The following is an 18,063-nucleotide window of genomic DNA, read 5'->3' as shown; positions in this document are numbered from 1 at the left end:
TTGGTGGCAAACCTCCGGCCGTGGTTTATTGGCTGAGAAAAGACGAAACCCAAACAGGTCAGCAGGAGCAGAGAGTAGCTTAAGTTACGCCGAAAGCTGTCCAACGATTGGGGAGTAGCTCAAATGTCCACTTAAGCTAATGGCGAACCGTGAGTTCGAGCCATACTATCAATACGCTCTTCGCGTGGCTTAGCACCGCATGACGACTACTTCGGTCGCGAGCAAGTGGCGAGTATATCCCGCCGAGAGAATATCCTCGGCGGCTGGCAGACAGTGTATCTCGTACCTAAGGACGTACGGGCTTGATGGCTCGCCCCAAAATCCTTCAGGTACGCCCATGCCCCTGAGCACGCCATTGTTGCGCTATCAGCCCGATCGCGGCGCTTGCTGCCCCCTTGCGTGCGGGAGTACCACAAAAAAGCTATCTAAGTGCAACATATGAGAAGAATAGAGGCCGAGTTTGCAATCCAAGCCGAGCATTGCGTTTAAGCTAGCGCCATGTGATGACCATCACTATAGCTACCCCCACCACCTCCTGAAGGCCGAACAGAGGGATCAACATAGTCGTTGCCGATTCCGATAGCGTAAGAACCATTCGAAACGCCAGAAGACGGATAATGCCCTCCATAACCGACACCGATGCCGCTTGAACTGCCTCGATGACTTGAACCGGTTATTCGATCAATCTCATGACCCGCTGCGGCTATTGCAACGATTTTAACTACCTCAGGCTCGGCTTCGTATAAATCTTGCCACGCTTTATCTTGCGTGCGCCGATCCTTGATTCTGCTGATCTTTTGAAGTTTTCGCATCAAACGGTTTCTTCTGATCAGGTCCTGACTGAGAGATCTAAGTCGTGCATCGGACCTTGACTTCGCTTCGCCGATTAGCAGGGAATTTACTCCAACAACAAAGAAGCTCACTATTCCAACGCTTAGCGAGACTGGAGCCGTCATAACGGTAACCCCTAAAGCCGCCGCAAAGGAAACATACAGCCCAAACCCGGTTAGCGCGCTACCGGCATAAGAAAGCCCTGATGAAACCTTTCCTAGCTGAACATTCCTCTCTCTCTCAATGCCCAATCTTCCTTCCAAGCTACGCCGTTCGTTCACGTATTGTCTGGTCATCTTAGGTTCGCTGCTCTGCTACATGGAAGTGGACGATGATGTCTTGAATTTCATCTTTTCCCTTCCCTAGCAATGACCGGCTCGGGACCTTGATCTCCCATTTCCTGTCAGGAGAGAAATTGATTATTTTCTCTGTTCGACTCCAAACAATTTCGTACCCACCCGCGCCATTAAAGGGAATATCAGGTAAGGTTTCGAAATGTGTCGGGCTAATTTTTACACCGCCCGAGACATCACGAAGCACCATGTTCCAGCGATCTCTATGTGGTCTTTCTGCATTTGAAGGTGCGGCTAAGGAGCTCTTATCGATGACACTAATTCCGACACCAAGAATCCTCCTTCGAAAGTTTTCTTGGTTCATGAACTCAGGCATCTGATTTAGATTCAATTCCAGAAGGTCGGTTTGCAAAGGATCAGCATTTTCTCGTGGAGCTACAAGATCAGTCTTCCAGTTACTCACGTGCTGCCCCAACGAGTTTTGCGCATGCTTGGCGCTAACAGGTATAACAGTTTCAGTGTCCTGACGGAGGAATGTTCTGGTCCAGTCTGATATCGAAAGGAGCGTTTTTTTACTACTAGGAAGGTTTAGATCGGGTTCCAAATTGGGAAAGGTATATCCAGCACATACGCTCAAGCCAATTTTTACTGCCTTGGTGTATTCGAAAAGTTCTAGTCTCTTCCTGATGAAAGTATCTTTTAGAAGTTCTACCAACTGCTTTTGCTCACTAAGAGCAAGCCCATCCTGAAGCTGAGAGTACATCACCTGAACATTGAGAAGTTGCGCCAGAGCCGCTTCGCATGCAGTCATAGCGTCTAGCGCATTGCCAAGGTTTCGCTCAAAGTGAAGTACGGAAATCCAGGACACAACGCGATGCGTGAGAGCTGGGTCGTCAAGCCGTCCCAAGATGATAACTGGCTGTGAAGACAAATCGGCATGGTACGAAGATATCTCACTTTTAACCTCGGATGAAATAGGCAGATCAACTAGTAGTTCCGGATTGGAAAAACTCTCGAACAGCGCCTGCGTTGCGACATTTTCCAACTCTATTGCATCTATCATTCACTTGGCCCTCAAATTTACTATTGCAATCGCAATCTCGTTAGTGGTATATTAATTTGTTAAGCCAAAAAACTTCGGCCTTTCAACTTTGAAAGCGCCATCTCTAGGATACATTGGAGATTCCTTAGGGTTGAAACGCTTCAGTAGTACTGAATCGTAGCCCGAATTCGCGCAAAAAACACCCTTGACTTTAGATGGAACTTGGCAATCCGCAAAATTGGACATTCATGCTGTTCGCAGCAGCTCGTAAGATGGGCTCTATCCGACCCACCGCTGCGCCGCGAACGCAGGTCCGCTCAGGATTGGCGAACGGCAAGAGCCGCCCGCCAACGTGGATCAAATGTCGATTTGCTCGGCAATGCTCAGCGCATCTTCGAGTTCGACACCAAGGTACCTTACTGTGCTGTCTACCTTGGTGTGTCCGAGCAGAAGTTGAACCGCTCTGAGATTTCCGGTTTTGCGGTAAATCTCAGCTGCTTTGGTCCGGCGCAGCGAATGGGTGCCGTATCCACTGGGTTCCAGCCCAATCGCGGCCACCCAATTCCTCACAAGCCGACCATATTGGCGCGTTGAGATATGCGGGCGGTCATGAAACCTGCTGGGAAACATGAAACGGCAGCCGAGCATCTCCGGTGACTTGATCCATGCGGCAATGGTATCCCGCGTGTTTTCAGAGAGTTCGAACTGAACGGGCCGCTTGGTTTTGCTCTGGATCACGGACACCCTTTCGCGAACGCGATCGTCCCTCACAAGGTCAGCGACGGCCAGTTTGACCAAATCGCATCCGCGAAGCTTGCTATCTATTGCCACGTTGAACAGTGCTAGATCGCGCAGGTTGCCCGCCAGTTCGAGCCGCGCGCGGATCGCCCAGACCTGTTTCGGCAACAGTGGTCGTTTCTGGCCGATGATCCGGCCCTTGTTCCAGGCTCTTCGTTTCGGGGTAACAGCGGGAAGTTGGACTCTTGACATAGATTGCTCTCCAATCCTCCCGCCAATCCCAGACATCAGCACAGCGCTGACGCCTCAGTTTACTGGTGGCTTGAATGGCCGTTGTCAGGTTGCGTGTTCTTTGGGAAACGCCGCTGATGCATTGGGCTGGTCTGAGCCCTTTTTTGCCGAATTCTGCATGCGTCATTAATGTCAGCTTTTGCATTTTCACCTCTTTGAACGCTGCTGACGGCTGCTGCGCCCCGGTCAAATTCAAACCTCAGACTGGAAACGGCCTCTCCAGTTCGCTGGCGTCTTGCAAACCCGCCGCAAACCACGTTAACACCGCACGTACTGGTTGTTTGGTAGATTTATGAACACGCATTTTTCTCAGCAGGACCGGCAGGGCCGCCTGTCGACCGTGCTTGGCGCGGACAGTCTGGTGCTATTGCGCATGGATGGCAGCGAAGAGCTGTCAGGGGATTTTGAATGGCGCGTTGAGGCGCTGTCGGCGAAGGACGGGCTGGATCTGACCGCACTTCTGGGCACCCATGCCACGGTGGAGATCGACCACGGAAAAGGCTCCCGCGCCTTTGACGGGATCGTCTGCGAGGCGCGCCAGCGCGGCGCCTATGAAAACGGCTTCCGCTATGATCTGCTGCTGCGGCCCTGGCTGCATGTGGCAGGACTCAGGCGCAACATGCGGATATTTCACAATAAAACCGTGATCACGATCATTGAGGAGGTGCTCAGTGCCTATGCGGGGCTGGGCAATCCTCATCTGGAGGTGCAGGTCTCTGAAGACTATCCGGTGCTGGAATACACCGTGCAATACGGCGAGTCGGACGCGGATTTCGTGCGCCGCCAGCTCGAGCGCCACGGTATCAGCTGGTCTTGGCGCCATGAATCGGGATCCCACACGATGCTGCTGGCAGATGCGGCCTTCAGCCTGCCGCAGGTGCCGGACGGTTCACGGCACTATTACGGTGTCGCGGGCTATCACCGCCATGAGGAGGAGCATTTCCGCAGCTGGTCCCCGGCGCAGCGCATCACAACCGGAGCGGTGCGGCTGACGGAGTACAACTTCAAGATCCCGATGGCCGCGCAGGAGGCCGAACAGCTCAGCGAGGTCTCCCACCCCAGCAGCGATATTGAGAGCTATGACTGGCCGGGCGATTACCTCACCCAAGGCGAAGGGCGCGGCGTGGCGGACCGGCGCCTGGAGGAAGAGCGCGGCCAGGTCCTGCGCCACCATGCCGAGGGCGACGTAGTGTCCCTGGGCGCGGGCTGGCGGGTGACCTTGGCAGGTGATGAGGTGCCGGGCGCGACGGGACAGACGTTTGTTTGCCTGAAGGCAACTCATCGCTTCCGCGCACAGGCCTATGGCTCGGGCGATGCAAGCGGCGATGAGGCGCCATACGAAGGCTCATACGTGCTGACGCCGGAAACCGCCCCCTTCCGCCCGGAACGCCGCACCAAAGGCCCGCGGGTGCAGGGGCCGGAAACGGCTGTGGTGGTGGGCGAGGGTGAGATCGACTGCGACGAACACGGCCGCATCCTGGTGCGCTTCCACTGGGACTGGGAAAAGGCGCATACCATGCGGGTTCGCGTGAGCCAGAATTGGGCCTCTCAGGGCTGGGGCGGCATGGTCATCCCCCGCATCGGCATGGAGGTCATCGTCGAACACCTGCGCGGTGACCCCGACAAGCCGATTGTCACCGGCTGCGTCTACAACGGCAAAAACAAGCCGCCCTATGAGTTGCCTAAGCATAAGACACGGTCGACCTTCAAAACGGATACGCACAAGGGGCGTGGGTTTAATGAACTCCGGTTTGAGGATGAAAAAGGCCTGGAAGAAATTAGGGTTCACGCCGAAAAAGACCTCAACACGATTGTTGGGCAGGACGAGGCCAAGCTTGTTATGCGCAACTATAGCGAAATGGTGCGAGACAATAGATTAGAAGAAACAGTTGGAGACGCATATCATTCCGTTGCAGGTACACTCACGTTTTCCGTGGGAAACAACGGTTTCGTGGCCACCAATGCGATGGGTTTGGGGATGCAGACGAACAAGGTTTCTGCGGCAGGTTCCAGATTGGGAAAGCTGGAAAACCTCGGGCAGCGAGATGGCAGTTTCGTGCTGAGTTGTGATGGAGATAAATCCGAAACCGTGCAAGGTAACAGCGTCGAGATCGTCAGTCGCCAAAAGATATCAACTGTGGACGGGCTGCAAAGGCAAGAAATCACTGGCAATCTTGACATGACGGTTGGTGCGTCATTCCACACATTGGTGCGTGGCCGTAAAAACGACATCGTAGATAAAAAATACACGTTAACCTGTGGGCAGTCCTCAATCACTTTGGAGCCGAATGGCAAGATTCTTATCCGTGGGATCGATGTCCAAATTGAAGGCAGCAGTTCCGTGAAGATCACGGGCGGTCGCATTGACCTGAACTAGGGGGAACAAAAGTATGGCCGAGGAAACTGTTCAAGAAGAGTTGGAAGATTACTGCGCTTTGTGGGGCATTAACATTGCGACGACGGAGGACAACCCAGCGGCGGCATTGCGCATACTTCAAGCAATGTATGGCGTGCCTATCGTCGAGCGTCAGGCTGAGCGCCGACAGATGCTTTTGCGTATCGGCGAAGCAGCCCAGCAGGCTTTTCCGGGGAACAATCATCCCTTTCATTTCGCAATCGGTACCAAATTCGGGAATTTACAAGAGAACCCTCAATTGTTCGCCTTCATTGCGAATGCTCGAAATATGTCGGCGGCAGAGTTGATTGCACTTTATGGAGATATCCAGAAAGGAATTACCCGACTAAAGTATGCTGCGGGGATCACGGGCGGTGCGGCAGCGGCAGGGGTTTTGAATGTTGAGGGCGGCTTGACTAAGGCAGGGCGTGCTGGCGCGGCGGAGGTGGTCCGCTCTGGCGATGTTCGTGAAGGTATTCGCCGGGCTATCGAAACCTCTCGTAAACCAGATGAATTGACTGATGCGATGCGTGGGCGGGTCGGCAATCGTGTCCCCGTGAATGTATATACAGCTCTGTTGACGGGCGTGTTGTTGCTGGCCGTAGCCGAAGGTGAGGAAAAGCTAACGGACTTGCGGATCGTTGCGGAGATTAAGTTAGGCAATGGTGAGATGACCGAAATCGAGTACCGTTACCTGTTGGACCTTAAGCCGACTGATGAGGTGCCGCCTCGGTACTGGGAATGATGGAAGCCGTATTGATTCGACAAAGATCTCTGCCACGCGGATTGCGGCGGGCAAGCTTGCTACCGGCCCTATTGGTGGCGGTGCTGACACCTGAGTTATGGCTTGCTCTTATTATCGGCAATGTCGTTCTGGTTGCGGTCTATGGCATAATTTATGGTATTCATCGCCGTGGTGATCCGTTTTCATCTATTCGAACAGGCAGTAGGTTATTTTCGAAAGCGAAAGAGAATCTTGAGCAGGTTAGCGATCCTGCGGTGAGCTGGTTCCTGGTGCAATCAGAACTACGTCACATCGCACGTGATGTTTGCCTGTTGCCAACTCTAGTAACCGCCATCTCCATTTCTGCTCATGGCACAGTTTCGCAAGTAGTTTTACCTGTTCTAGTACTTCTTATTCTGGCCGTTTTGGTGCTCCGGGCCTTAGAGTTTGGGATTTCAAGAATGGAAGCCTCTCAATTACCAAGAGATATTGAGGTCCTGCGTAAAGTGCTCGAAAAAGATTTCCCGGATTGGATATAACCGGTAGCGACAGACCTGTCTGTATTGGCGGCTAAAGAGGCGGAACTGGATGTATGGGAGATGGCGTAATGCCAGCAGCAGGACGTAAGGGTGATACCGGGTCTGAACACGATGGGTTCTCTCCGACACCAGCCACAGAAGGCAGCGGTGATGTCGGTATCAATGGGAAACCGGCGTTGCGTAAGGGGGATGCTTTTTCGCCGCACTCAAAGCCCAAACACCCTCCGCACGGGCGGGCGCTGGCGGTTGGGTCAGGCAGCGTCTTCATCAATGGAAAACCCGCTGGCCGTGTTGGCGATGCTATTGATTGCGGCGGGACCGTCGAAAGCGGCTCCGGCGATGTGTTTTTTGGTTGATGATCCTACAACGCAGATCCTCCTATTGGATCGCCTGCAAAATGGTTACCCCTCTGCAGCTATTGCACGGTCTCGGGCGGACGAAAGCCGCCTTTGGAGCACTCGCAGCGAAGGTTCACTTCGTCCGGCGACCTGTGAATTCGGGTGAGTGATCTCGCTGCGGCGCGCATGAGTGACCGCTCTTCCTGCTGCTTGGCGGCATCAAATTTCTTGCTCACGCGGCGATTTTTCTGCTGCGAGCACGCGCAGCGAGAAAATCCAAGGTACAGGTTGGGCTCGAACCTGCCGTCCACTGCATGAAGCAGCAACGTCAACTGCCTGCGCAAAGAGGACACAGGATGGCGCCTTGGCTGCGTTTGCAGCGAAAAACGGCTGGGCTTGGGTCAGAAATGCTTGACAATTGGGGTGGAAATGCTTGGCAGGTGCAGGCAATTTGTCCTTAAAAACAGTCATCATCGGGTCAGTTTTGCCTGACGTTTGACACAAATTGTCGTGCGACACATAGTTTTGCCATTTGCGACAGAACCTTTCCTTTTTCGTGTCTCCAACATCCCCGCTCGCTCCTCCTGTTCCGCCAGTGGCGAAGCCTCCCCTGATTTTCACTTCGGAAGACCTCGTGTCTTTCGGAGGGCAAAGCAGGGTGGGCGCAGCCCGGACTGCGGCCGGGCGGTGATCTGACACACGGGGCCGGAGCGGTGAAATTGGGAGGGGCCCGCGCCTGCGCGGGAGGAACCGGATTTCTCCGTGGAGGCTGACGCGCTGCGGCATCAGAACCCGTGTTCAGATTGCCGGCCGGATGGCAGGCGGACCAATCAAACGGAAAATGCCGGGGCAGGGGGGAGCGGGCGCAGCCCGTCGATGCCCTGCCACGACTCCTGGGATATGCAATCCGCGCGCCCCGCGCGGATTTCTACTGTCTCTTACAGAAGGCCAGCCGCCCCGGCCAGACAGTCAAGTCCTGCTACCGCAAAAGGGATCGTTAACTTCTGAGGCGGAAACTGGGTAGTTCAAACGACTTGTGGCCGCGGTGGAAAGTGGCTCGGAACGAGACGCGTTCTGCCGCTCCCGGGCCGCAGGGAGTTTGATCTGTCCAGGTTCCGTCCGGATGCCGATGCAGTCGGTATCCGGATAGAGCCCGATCACGAGCTGAAAGCTCGGGATTTGCCCACCCAAGAACGGGTGTTCAAGACGAGCATCGAAAAGGCCCGGACAGCCCAAAGCTGCCGATCGTAGCAGGCGCGGTGCAGGTGCCGCCGCAGGTGCGAAGGTCTGGGGCCAAATTCCCTGAAGCGGACGCTCAAACGTCCTTGCGCGCCGCTCCGAATGCTGCAGCCGGCAAGAAGAGTACCGAAGCGTAGGAAGCTGCCGCTGCAAAGTTGCGAACCGTCTTCGCCCTTCGAAACCTGACCGGCCCTTTCCTGCCGTTCGACCAGCAAGCGAAACGCTGCAGCGCGGCCCGTTAAACCTGACGTTGGCGCTTAGCGCAGCGTTTTCTTGCGGGGCAGATAGCCTCACGGGAACCATCCGGGCTATCGGAGAAATCTTAACATTTGGCGGCTTTGGAGATTACTCCTTCGACTTGCGCTGAAGCCCGATGTGATGATCCGCGAAAATGAACTGCTGATCGGCGGCAAGCGCCTCATGGCATGAGGAGCACTGTTCCCTTGGCAGCAGCGACGCCTTCGGCTCATACGGTTGACGGTGATGGCCGATGTAGAAGTAGCCGAGGTGGCCGGTCTCCGCGGGAAACCGTTCGGTATCCTTTATCAGCATCGCGAGGCCTGTGTAGTGGCTTTCCACAAGCACCTCATCCGGTGCGGTGTCCTTAGTTGCGGTGAACTCCTTGACGATCTGCGTGCCGTCCCGCCAAGCACCAGTTTCCATGTAGATGGCAAAGGACTGAGGCTCGACATAAGTATTGATATACTCGCTTGCTGCGATGGGCTGTCCGTCGATGATGTTCACTTCTCCCTTCGGCAGCAGCGTGGTGCCGACGTTGACCCATTGCCGGTAGTTTGCCGCCCGACCTGTATGCGAATCCAGCATGGTAGCTGGGATGCATGAGCAGTTGGGCCCCTACGAGATACAAGACCACGAACTGGTCGCCTTACAATGAAGCACTGAAGCAACGCGGATCTCTGACCATCTGGTTTGATCCGAGGATGATCTGGACGCCGCCGCCGACTGGCAAGCGAGGTCGCCGGTGCCAATTCAGCGACGCCGCGATCCAAACCTGTCTAACACTGAAAGTACTGTTCGGGATGTCACTGAGGCAGACGACGGGCTTCGTGCAAAGCCCTCTGCGGCTGGTCGGTCTGGACTATGCCGTGCCGGACTTCAGAACACTGTGTCGCCGCCAACGAAACCCGAAAGGCCGCATGAAGCCCGGGCCAAAAATAGGGTGAGCTCCATTCTGAATGTCTCTACTTCATGGTTAGGGATTTTGCGAGGGAGCAGGTCACAGAGGGTCCATCGAGTCGGTGTTTTGTTACCAGCTTAAACAGAAGCCTTTCACGAAATTCTTGAAATGCCTGCAGCGTCCTCTCCAAATAAAGAAACGTGCCTCTCAGCAACATACCTGAGTTGCAAGGACTGAGGATATTAAAATTTTCCCTTTTATTTTAACACGTTATTACCGTTCATCATGCATATTTACACCGTTGGCGGCCGCAATATCTAAGTGCGCTGCGGCTTCCTGAGTTCACAGTTAAACAGGATGGCGGTATGATCTACAAAGTTTCAAGAATTTTGCTCTTGACCGGGGCGTTGCTTTCAACAGTTGCTTGTAGTGTGAGTGGAAATTCCAACGATAGTCTCGAGGGAGTGCAAAGCACCCGCCTCCTAGTTGACGAAGGAATGCCTAGAGAAATTGGCAGAAGTTCCATGTATGAAATGGAACAAAACATGAACGTTTTCTTGACTGGCTACAGTTACTGGGACAACACTCCCCGCGGATCGGCACAGATTGCCCGGCCAGTGATCCACCGGCAGGCTGGCGGAACAGGAACCTACGAGGATCCGATCACTCTTGCAGTCGGGCATGTGAAGCGAAACGGCCGCAGCTACATGGACTACCCTGCAGGCACGAAATTCTATGTTAAAAACCTGCAAAGATACGCAATTGTCGAGGATCTTTGCGGTGACGGGCCGAAACCGCAAGCAGGTCCTTGCCACAGCGGCTACCAGGGGCACGATTGGCTGGATATCTACGTTGGCGGCCAAGGTATCGACGAGAATTGGGTCGACCGCTGCATGAACCGTATCACGGGAATTCAGCCGGTAATTCTAAATCCCGGTCCTGGCTACCCGGTTACACCAGGGGAAATTGCAGCCAGCGGGTGTGCAGCCCTTTGACGCGAAGCTGCAGTATATCTATGTCTTGCCGGCTTAAGCCTGTCAGTTGGAGCGGGCAAGACAATGGGCAATGGCCTGAAGAATAACACCGTTTGTATTCAAGTCAGAGTAGGCCTCGGTCGGACGGCCGGTCTTCAGGTAGATGCTCGACGCAAACCCGTTCTTTGTTTTCGCGGCACTTCTAGTGAACCTGAATAGTTTCTCAGAGTATTCATGCGGCTGATAAGCTGACCAGAGAAAAGCAGCCTTACTGCTGATAACCAGATTTTCCTCGCGAAACTCGGGCGTTCTGTATTCAGGCTCCTGCCCAACCGTGTCAAAGGCCCAGGTCCTTTGCTTTGCATCCAGTTGCAACCCCTGATAGAAGAACCAGGGCGACTTGTCGATTGGCCCTTCCGAGACGCAGATGAGCCGGCCGGTCTCGCGAAAGTCCTCCAACTGGGCGGCAAACAAGACATCAGCCAGATAGGCGCTTTCCTTCGACATCCCCATTTCCATTGCTTCAAGCAGCAGGGGTTCTGCGCCGAACGGCCCGATTTTGGCCGCAGCTTCCAGCAATGCCATTTGCCCATCGGCTGCCGAACGGCCAGCAAAGACCTCATATGGGGATTTGGCAGCGATCCCCCACCGCCGGAAGGCCAATGCCGAGTAATGGGCGCTATGTGACACATATGAAGTCTCAAGTTCTCCATTTGTGACCGAGTGAATTTCACCCTCTATGATCACCTTCCGAAGGTCCCAGGAAGCGACAAGCTTAGCTAGTTGCTCTCCGAAACTGCTGTGCCGGCGCAGGTTGTCCAAGGCAGCCAGCAGCCGGCCTGCGTCGGATCCGTCAAAATCCCTGTTGCCCCATTTGCGGCGATCGGTCCGGATCCATCCCTGCGGCAAGTGACGTCCCATGAAGGTCCTGCCCGTGATATTGGGCAGGATCTTACGGATAGCAGTTTCAAAGTCCGGTTGGCTGATCAAGCCAATCTGCACGGCAGCCACTAAGCCATTGATGTGACTGCCGACATCCCACATCGTGACGGCCTCGTGTTTCTGCCCCCCCGGTGCGAAGTCCACTGTCGCCGGACACAACCCGGTCCTGGGATCAGTGAAATTTTCGAAATACTGCCAGGCAACGCGGGCATCTTCCAAAAGCTCTTGCCTCTTGGCATCCGAGAGGTTCTGGCGTGTTCTTGCCAGCTCCGGCGCGACGGCAGCCGTCCTCCTCCATCGTGTTGGCAGCGGCCCTGCCGGGGCAACGGTCCGGGCAAACTCTTCAAGAAGGAGAAACTTCGTCTCCTCATCTCTTAGCATGTCCTTCAAAAGGGTTTCCAACGCTCGCCGCTCAGGTGGAAAGGCAATCGCCTCCGGCTGTATAAAAACCACCACGTCCCCGGTTCCCGCCGTGGCTGACTCAAATGCTTCCACCGCAGCGCCATCGCTGACAACCTGTTGCGGGAATTGCAGGAAACCCGTGCCCTCCAGCCCTTGGATACCACCTGTTTCTGCAATAAAGGCAACGCCGATTCCAGGCCCCAACGGCCTGACCGTCCGGATTTTCGCCTCACTCCGGCTTTCAATTTCCACAGGGAGCATTCTTTGTTGCGCGGTACTGGCCTCAGCGTTCTTTGGGTGAAAGTCGATTGGAACCCAAAAACCGTTGTCGGCCTCACCCGCAAACTGGTTTCCGGTGGAATGGGGGATTCCGGCTGCCTGAAGAAACTTTGTAAAACCTGAATACCCGGATAATTGATCACGATCATTCTCTTGCGGCTTCAGAACATGCAGGCAAACCGTCCGTTTAAAGCCGTAGGTGTCGCGCAGTTGAATGTCTGTCACCGGCAATAGCGACACATCTCCATCCAGCTCTTGTTGCGACAGCGCGTCGGCAAACCAAACCGCGGCTGCCTTCAACTTTTTCATATCCATCCCAGAGAAATCCTTCGCTGAGAAGTAGACTATGTTCTGGCTGGCAGAAGGTGCGGTGGTTTGCGTTTTTCCGTCAAAATCGTTCAGGGATACCAGGTTGCCGCCAAACAGCCTCACGACACCATTGTCCCAAGTTTCGGTCCAGACTGGGGCTGACTGCGCCGGAACCGAAAGGAGATTGAGAATGCCCGCAGAACGCACTCCGCGCGGAGCAGAGGGATTTTCCTGGTCCGCACAGGCGATTGCCTGCAGGGCTTTGACCGGCTGCTGGGCGGAGCCGCCCGACCACAGCATCCTTTTCATGGCAGAGACGGCGTCATGAGCCGTCCGGGCTTGGAAATGCTCGGAAAATGACTGCAGTTCCGGAACGTAAGGCACAACATCCAACCCGCTTCTGCCAATCAGATAGCCGTTCAGAACCTGTGCTAGCTTGCTTTTCGCAGTATGCGGGCGGCCTTGTTTATCAAAGGGGTTCACCACGCAGGCGAGCGGTATGTTCTGGTCAACAAAGGCATCAATCACCGCAATAAGATGCGGGATTGAAACGTCTTCATTGATATCTGTCACTACGGGGACAGTTTGCGCAGGAAGCTTCCGCGTAACAGAAGCTGATCCAATCCCTGGGAACAGAGCCAAGCCGGCCGCGACCGATTTCAGAAAGAATCTGCGTCTCATGTGTGGCCCGCCACCAAACCATAGTCTCGTCCCTGACGCTTTACGCTACCCCAGCTGGCTAAACGTCCGGTTACGGCACGTAAAACTGAGCGCATTACCGAAAAATACATGAGCGGACGGTAGACGAGGCGTTGAAGCGGAAACAGCAGCAAGGACCATTTGCTTTCATCTTCATCGGACGTAATGGCAATGGCAGCAATCAACAGCTCCAGCGCCGGGAGTGCCAGGTAGGCCCATATGTACTGCGCCGACTGTGTGTGCTGAGAACCTCCAACCTCGCCTGCCCAGCCACCGGCCATCAGCTTGTACAGCATCAAGATCACGAACAGATCTGCGATAGGGGCCAACAGCGGGAAAATATAGCCAAACACGAACATGTCGGAAATTGATACCAAGCCAACCGAACGCCTCTCAATAATCGCCCGTTTATGCTTCCAGGCGCTTTGGAACATACCAAAGGACCAGCGAAGCCGCTGTTTCAGAAGCTGACCCACCTTTTCCGGCACTTCGGTGTACGCCTTGGCCTTTGGCTCGAAGACTATTTTATACCCCGCCCGGTTCACCTGAATTGTGAGGTCAGTATCTTCGGTCAGAGTTTCCTCACTGAACAATCCCGCTTTCTTCAGAGCCTCAACCCGCCACGCACCGATGGCTCCCGGAACCACCAGAATGCCGTTGATCAGGTCAAACGCTTTCCTTTCGACATTCTGGGACGTTGCATACTCAAATGCCTGCAGCCGGGTCAGTAGGTTCACACGGTTGCCTGCAATGATTTTACCTGCCACTGCGCCGGTCTTCGGATCTGCAAAGTGCCTGACGAGATGTGTAATTGCGTTTCTGCATACTTGCGTATCCGCATCGATGCAGACGACAAACTCAGCATCAGTGCTCAATATCGCCCTGTTAAGCGCACTCCACTTCCCTTGGTTTGGTTGGGAGATGAGGCGGACTTCGCTCTTGTGGCCAAACTTGAGCACCTCAATAAGCGTGTCGTCGGTGGAGCCGTCATCCACCACGATAATTTCCAGGTTCTTGTAGCCGCTGGCGCGCACGCTTTCGATGCTCTGGGAGATCACCTTTGCCTCATTGTGGGCGGGGATAATCACCGCAACCTTCGGCTGTCTTTGCAGGGGTGTAAATCTTTCACGGCGGTTCAAAAGCGCCAGGATCAGAATGCCGGCTGAGCGAACTATGCCAATTGCGAGCACCGTCCAGAAAACAACAACGACAGCTTGCTGCGCCATCCAGACAATGGAGAAGGAAACTCTGTCAAAGGCCGGGGATCCGCCCTCGGCAACAGGCATCAGCGCAGCCCGGTTGGTGCCAAGAAGATCCGCCAGCGTCGTAAACTCATAGCCTTTTGCCCGCAGCGATCGGATTATGGGGCGAACTGCGTCTACTGTGGCAGTACGGTCCTGGCCACCGTCATGCAAAAGAATGACATTGCCGCGCCCCTGTTCCACCTGGTTTATCACATAATTTGCGATTTCCCCGCTGTCCCAGCCTTCCCAATCCTTGGGAACAATTTCCATACCCGCAATCGCGAACCCCCGGGCTTCAGCTGCCTCCAGTGAGGCCACCCGCTCTGCGCTGATCGGGCCGCCGCTACGCTGGAAGGGTTCGCGGTAGAGCAAGGTCTTCCGACCGGTAGATCCAGCCAGGATTTTGGCTGAGAGCGAAAACTCCAGATCAACGCGGGTGTTGGAGATCTGGTCCATTCTGGGGTGAGAAAAGCTGTGCGCACCGACCTCGTGCCCTTCGTCAACCATCCGGGTGACCAGGTCGGGAGAATCCATGACACTGGTGCCGACAACAAAGAAGGACCCCGGAACGTTCTCTTCCTGCAGGATATCCAGAATTTCCTTGGTGTATTTTTCATGCGGACCGTCATCAAAGGTCAGCACAAGCTTGCGCCTGTCCGGTTTGCCGTAGAGCTCAATCGAATACGGCTTGGGCAGAATGCTATAGGTCTGGCTGCTGATCAGGCCACTCTCCGCCTCGAAGGACAATTGACGTGCTCCTGCAATTGCGCGCTGGTCGATGCGGATAAACGCGCCCTGTCCTTTGTAATCAACATAGTTATCGAGCTCTACGACATGAAGTTCAGCCCCCAAAACATCTTTGGAAGCATTTTGATGCTGCAGGACTTTCCAAATTCCGGGATCCTCTTGCCCTAGAGACCACACAGCAACGTTGGCAATGCCAAACTCTTTGAGGCGCACCAGCTGGTTGTGCGCTGACGCGGCATCCAGCATCCAGATTTTGCGCTGACGTCCTTGGGCGTCGCGGTAGCGGCTAAAGCTATTTTGGGCTTTGGTGCTGAACCGCCATTTTGCTCCGGAGGAGCTTACTCTCTGCATGGCTTCCGAGTATGACAAGACCTCAGGCTTTGATACGCCAGACGTCCACTCAACCGAGAAATTGCCGAGCGCGACAACCAGCTTATCTGCTCCGACAGCCTGGACTGCCTCAGCGGACAAGTCCTCAATCCAAGTGTATGGTGCAAGCGGACCTGGCACGGTCTCCGCCCATGGCTCCTGAAAGAGCTTCAGGATGATCTGGTCAAACAGATCAGTCAGATCCGGTTCCTTCCAATGGGGCTGCTGGCCCTTAAGAATAGTACAGGCTTTCAGCCCTCGGGAACGGAATACATTTGAGAAGCCCGACATCAGAGGCCTGAGCCGACGGAAGGCGTCTGGCTTCAATCCTGTGAAATCCAGGCATGCACCTTGGGCATTCAATGCCGCTACAGCGGCGGCCAAATCTTCGGCAAGGGCCGCCACGCGCTCTGCATTTGCCAGGCTATCCTGAAAGACCTCTTTCTGCCTTGCCTCACCCAATAAAATGACCGGCAAAAGCTGCGGACGCAAAGCCGCCCCGGCAATGTACTCTTCAACAGCAATCCGGGTATCCTTGCTGATAACGGATACTGCAGGACGGCCCTTTTTCTCGACAATGCTGATCCACTCAGGCACGACCACGCCAATTTGGCCGCAACTGTCATCCAGCGACAAAAATGCTTGTTCAGATGACACAGGCACATGACCAAAAACCTTGGGAACCGCCGTGTTTGCCAGTGCCGAAAAAAGGGGCTGCTTGCGTCCATCTCCACAGGAAGTTTCTGCTTCTGGTACCGCAAAGGCCGAAGCCAAATGAACCTGATCGTGATGACCGGAACCGTCCGCGGTAATGGAAGAATGAATATATTTGTCCTCGTAGAAGGGATTCAGCTCCCGCAGTGCAGACTGCAAAGAGAAAGAGCCATCAAGAAACAGCACAGCCCAGCAAATGACAGCCGTTAGCAAGGCAATAAGAACAGCCCTTACCCGGCGCACGCGGACCCTTTTGGGATCGGCAAATACCCTGCCGGATGACGCAACTGTTTCAAGTCTGTTCTGATGAAAGGAAAACCGCCTCAAACAGCCACCCTCCGAACGCAGCAGTACTGCGCTTTGAAAGCCGCCAGGCACACACCTGCAAAGCAAATATCAACACTGCTGTCAGCCACGGTCCCCCGACCCCTTTGCAGGCCAACACTGCTGTCAAGATAGCGCGGTGCCTGTCCCCACAGGCGTCCACGCATGACAAACAGATCAGGCTACATGGCGTCCAGTTTCCCCATTGAAGGGGGGGCTTGTCAAAATTTCCTCAAATTTTAGCAGAAATTCCCTTTTGAACTGCGAGTTCAAGCGACAATTCCATGACTTTGGAAGGAACTGTTGCCACAAGCCGCATTAGGTACAGCTGCATGGGAGTTAGCCTAGAGCCGTGGACACCTCTAGAATCAGGTTCCCACAGGAGGTCGGCGTCGTGCGGGCACAAGCTGTTGCCGACACGGAGACAATAGCTGATGATTATCGGGATTGCAGGAGAAATCCGGAGGGACGTGCGAGGTTTGATTCAGTTTCTACTAAAAGTTATTGTTTCTCTTCGGAAGCGTTCTATCACCTTTTACCCAAGTGGTTTTCAACCGAATGAAAATCCAAGTTTGGGCCAGAGCGCTTAGTGGGGTTCACATGAAGATATCTGTAAAACTGATGGCCACCTTTCTTTTGGGCACCATTCCATCTCTTGTCCTGGCGGACCCGAAGCCGCGCAGTGCCAAGCCTGCACCCCCGCACCTTGTATCGAAAATCTATGCTGGGAATACTGATATCTGGGCTGAAGGATGCAATGGCGGCATCTACTACTCGCCTAATCAGCAAGCCCGCGCCTGGTGCGGCGACAACAGAGACAGCCTTGGCGCGGGGGAATGGAATGTCGACGCCCAGGGCCGCTTGTGCCACCAGCTGTCTTGGTATTGGCCCAACAACAGCCGCGCAGGAAAAAGCCTAGGCGACCAGGCATGTATTTCCCATGTTGTCGACCGCTGGGGAACCGTTTGGCGCAGCTGGCCCAATGACGCGGAATGGTGGCCTCTAGCCGGCAAACACTCTGGAATTAAAGAGTATTCCGGGATGAAAAAAGGTTACAAATTTCATTCCAATGTTATGGCGACTCGATCAAAACTGGGGCTTTAACGGCTTTTTTTGTTTGCTTGGAAATTGCGTCGAGCTAGTAAGTAGCGCTACCGCAATCAGGAAGGTGCTGCTTTCGGCGCCGAAAATGAACATGGGCAACGGCGAAATGACACCTGCAAACAAACTGAAGATGGCCGCGTAAATTCTACGACCAAGCCCCGCAAAAAGAACGGGGGACTACCGACCTATTAACAGTGCCTTGGGTTGGTAGGTGAAGGTAGGGAGAACTTATTGCGTACTTATGAATATCGAGCATGTATACTCAAGTGTCGGCTTTTAATAAGCCGCGACTAGCATCTCGCACATGCGAAGAATGACGGCTTTCCGCCCAATCACGTCCGGGGCCCAGAGTAGCACCGCGCCCTGGACTGACCTGCCTCCCGCGAAA

General features: G+C 54.5%; 13 protein-coding genes and 1 pseudogene. 7 read left to right on the top strand and 7 right to left on the bottom strand.

All coding sequences use genetic code 11. The features are described from left to right. Window positions 1-485: 485 nt before the first annotated feature. From N6L27_RS23135 to N6L27_RS23125, 3 genes are all read right to left on the bottom strand, one after another. Window positions 486-1,127 carry a hypothetical protein gene (locus N6L27_RS23135; protein ID WP_271909784.1) on the bottom strand — a complete coding sequence of 214 codons (642 nt, stop codon included), beginning with the start codon at window positions 1,125-1,127 and terminating at the stop codon, window positions 486-488. 1 nt (window position 1,128) lies between these two features. Beyond that, window positions 1,129-2,187, bottom strand: coding sequence for a hypothetical protein (locus N6L27_RS23130; RefSeq protein WP_271909782.1), 1,059 nt, complete (start codon window positions 2,185-2,187; stop codon window positions 1,129-1,131). A 336-nt stretch (window positions 2,188-2,523) separates the two neighbouring features. Then, entirely contained in the window at window positions 2,524-3,156 is a 633-nt protein-coding gene (locus tag N6L27_RS23125; protein WP_271909780.1) for a tyrosine-type recombinase/integrase, read from the bottom strand. Window positions 3,157-3,487: 331 nt separating this feature from the next. On the opposite strand from N6L27_RS23125, the gene N6L27_RS23120 reads away from it, so the two are divergent. The 4 genes from N6L27_RS23120 to N6L27_RS23105 all read left to right on the top strand — a co-directional run bounded on the left by N6L27_RS23120 (window position 3,488) and on the right by N6L27_RS23105 (window position 7,209). Continuing rightward, window positions 3,488-5,572, top strand: coding sequence for a type VI secretion system Vgr family protein (locus N6L27_RS23120; RefSeq protein ID WP_271909778.1), 2,085 nt, complete (start codon window positions 3,488-3,490; stop codon window positions 5,570-5,572). A 13-nt stretch (window positions 5,573-5,585) separates the two neighbouring features. Beyond that, window positions 5,586-6,335 carry a hypothetical protein gene (locus tag N6L27_RS23115; protein ID WP_271909776.1) on the top strand — a complete coding sequence of 250 codons (750 nt, stop codon included), beginning with the start codon at window positions 5,586-5,588 and terminating at the stop codon, window positions 6,333-6,335. Continuing rightward, on the top strand, window positions 6,332-6,853 hold the full coding sequence (locus N6L27_RS23110; RefSeq protein ID WP_271909774.1) for a hypothetical protein: 522 nt from the start codon (window positions 6,332-6,334) through the stop codon (window positions 6,851-6,853). The genes N6L27_RS23115 and N6L27_RS23110 overlap by 4 nt, the downstream gene beginning before the upstream one ends. 68 nt (window positions 6,854-6,921) lie before the next feature. Continuing rightward, window positions 6,922-7,209, top strand: coding sequence for a PAAR domain-containing protein (locus N6L27_RS23105; RefSeq protein ID WP_271909773.1), 288 nt, complete (start codon window positions 6,922-6,924; stop codon window positions 7,207-7,209). 201 nt (window positions 7,210-7,410) lie between these two features. Here the strand turns inward: N6L27_RS23105 and N6L27_RS23100 are convergent, their stop codons facing one another. Both N6L27_RS23100 and N6L27_RS23095 read right to left on the bottom strand, forming a co-directional pair. Beyond that, window positions 7,411-7,662, bottom strand: a complete 252-nt coding sequence (locus N6L27_RS23100; RefSeq protein WP_271909772.1) for a hypothetical protein — start codon at window positions 7,660-7,662, stop codon at window positions 7,411-7,413. 1,113 nt (window positions 7,663-8,775) lie between these two features. Beyond that, window positions 8,776-9,255, bottom strand: coding sequence for a cytochrome P460 family protein (locus tag N6L27_RS23095; RefSeq protein WP_271909770.1), 480 nt, complete (start codon window positions 9,253-9,255; stop codon window positions 8,776-8,778). 14 nt (window positions 9,256-9,269) lie between these two features. On the opposite strand from N6L27_RS23095, the pseudogene N6L27_RS23090 reads away from it, so the two are divergent. Then, a pseudogene (locus N6L27_RS23090) lies at window positions 9,270-9,572 on the top strand (transposase); the annotation flags it as partial. A 361-nt stretch (window positions 9,573-9,933) separates the two neighbouring features. Then, a complete protein-coding gene (locus tag N6L27_RS23085; protein ID WP_271909769.1) occupies window positions 9,934-10,563 on the top strand; it encodes a hypothetical protein in 630 nt (209 codons plus the stop codon). Between the two features lie 42 nt (window positions 10,564-10,605). Here N6L27_RS23085 and N6L27_RS23080 read toward each other — a convergent pair whose 3' ends face one another. After that, complete coding sequence (locus N6L27_RS23080) at window positions 10,606-13,047, bottom strand: DUF3131 domain-containing protein (RefSeq protein ID WP_271909768.1); 2,442 nt, start codon at window positions 13,045-13,047, stop codon at window positions 10,606-10,608. Window positions 13,048-13,151: 104 nt separating this feature from the next. Continuing rightward, the gene (locus N6L27_RS23075; protein ID WP_271909767.1) at window positions 13,152-16,433 is read right to left on the bottom strand and encodes a glycosyltransferase; all 3,282 of its coding nucleotides are present in this window, start codon (window positions 16,431-16,433) and stop codon (window positions 13,152-13,154) included. A 696-nt stretch (window positions 16,434-17,129) separates the two neighbouring features. On the opposite strand from N6L27_RS23075, the gene N6L27_RS23070 reads away from it, so the two are divergent. Beyond that, window positions 17,130-17,675, top strand: coding sequence for a DUF995 domain-containing protein (locus tag N6L27_RS23070; RefSeq protein WP_271909765.1), 546 nt, complete (start codon window positions 17,130-17,132; stop codon window positions 17,673-17,675). The last annotated feature ends 388 nt before the right edge of the window (window positions 17,676-18,063 follow it).

The sequence above is a fragment of the Leisingera sp. SS27 genome, from assembly GCF_028368855.1.
Taxonomy (GTDB): Bacteria; Pseudomonadota; Alphaproteobacteria; order Rhodobacterales; family Rhodobacteraceae; genus Leisingera.
The sequence above is the reverse complement of the archived record's forward strand: the minus strand, read 5'-3'. Positions and strand labels throughout refer to the sequence as shown.

Excerpts from the sequence above, each read along its gene's own strand:
- N6L27_RS23135 (WP_271909784.1), bottom strand. The coding sequence starts at position 1,127 with ATGACCAGACAATACGTGAACGAACGGCGTAGCTTGGAAGGAAGATTG.
- N6L27_RS23125 (WP_271909780.1), bottom strand. The coding sequence starts at position 3,156 with ATGTCAAGAGTCCAACTTCCCGCTGTTACCCCGAAACGAAGAGCCTGG.
- N6L27_RS23115 (WP_271909776.1), top strand. The coding sequence starts at position 5,586 with ATGGCCGAGGAAACTGTTCAAGAAGAGTTGGAAGATTACTGCGCTTTG.
- N6L27_RS23130 (WP_271909782.1), bottom strand. The coding sequence starts at position 2,187 with ATGATAGATGCAATAGAGTTGGAAAATGTCGCAACGCAGGCGCTGTTC.
- N6L27_RS23110 (WP_271909774.1), top strand. The coding sequence starts at position 6,332 with ATGATGGAAGCCGTATTGATTCGACAAAGATCTCTGCCACGCGGATTG.
- N6L27_RS23070 (WP_271909765.1), top strand. The coding sequence starts at position 17,130 with ATGAAAATCCAAGTTTGGGCCAGAGCGCTTAGTGGGGTTCACATGAAG.
- N6L27_RS23100 (WP_271909772.1), bottom strand. The coding sequence starts at position 7,662 with ATGACTGTTTTTAAGGACAAATTGCCTGCACCTGCCAAGCATTTCCAC.
- N6L27_RS23120 (WP_271909778.1), top strand. The coding sequence starts at position 3,488 with ATGAACACGCATTTTTCTCAGCAGGACCGGCAGGGCCGCCTGTCGACC.
- N6L27_RS23095 (WP_271909770.1), bottom strand. The coding sequence starts at position 9,255 with ATGCTGGATTCGCATACAGGTCGGGCGGCAAACTACCGGCAATGGGTC.
- N6L27_RS23085 (WP_271909769.1), top strand. The coding sequence starts at position 9,934 with ATGATCTACAAAGTTTCAAGAATTTTGCTCTTGACCGGGGCGTTGCTT.
- N6L27_RS23105 (WP_271909773.1), top strand. The coding sequence starts at position 6,922 with ATGCCAGCAGCAGGACGTAAGGGTGATACCGGGTCTGAACACGATGGG.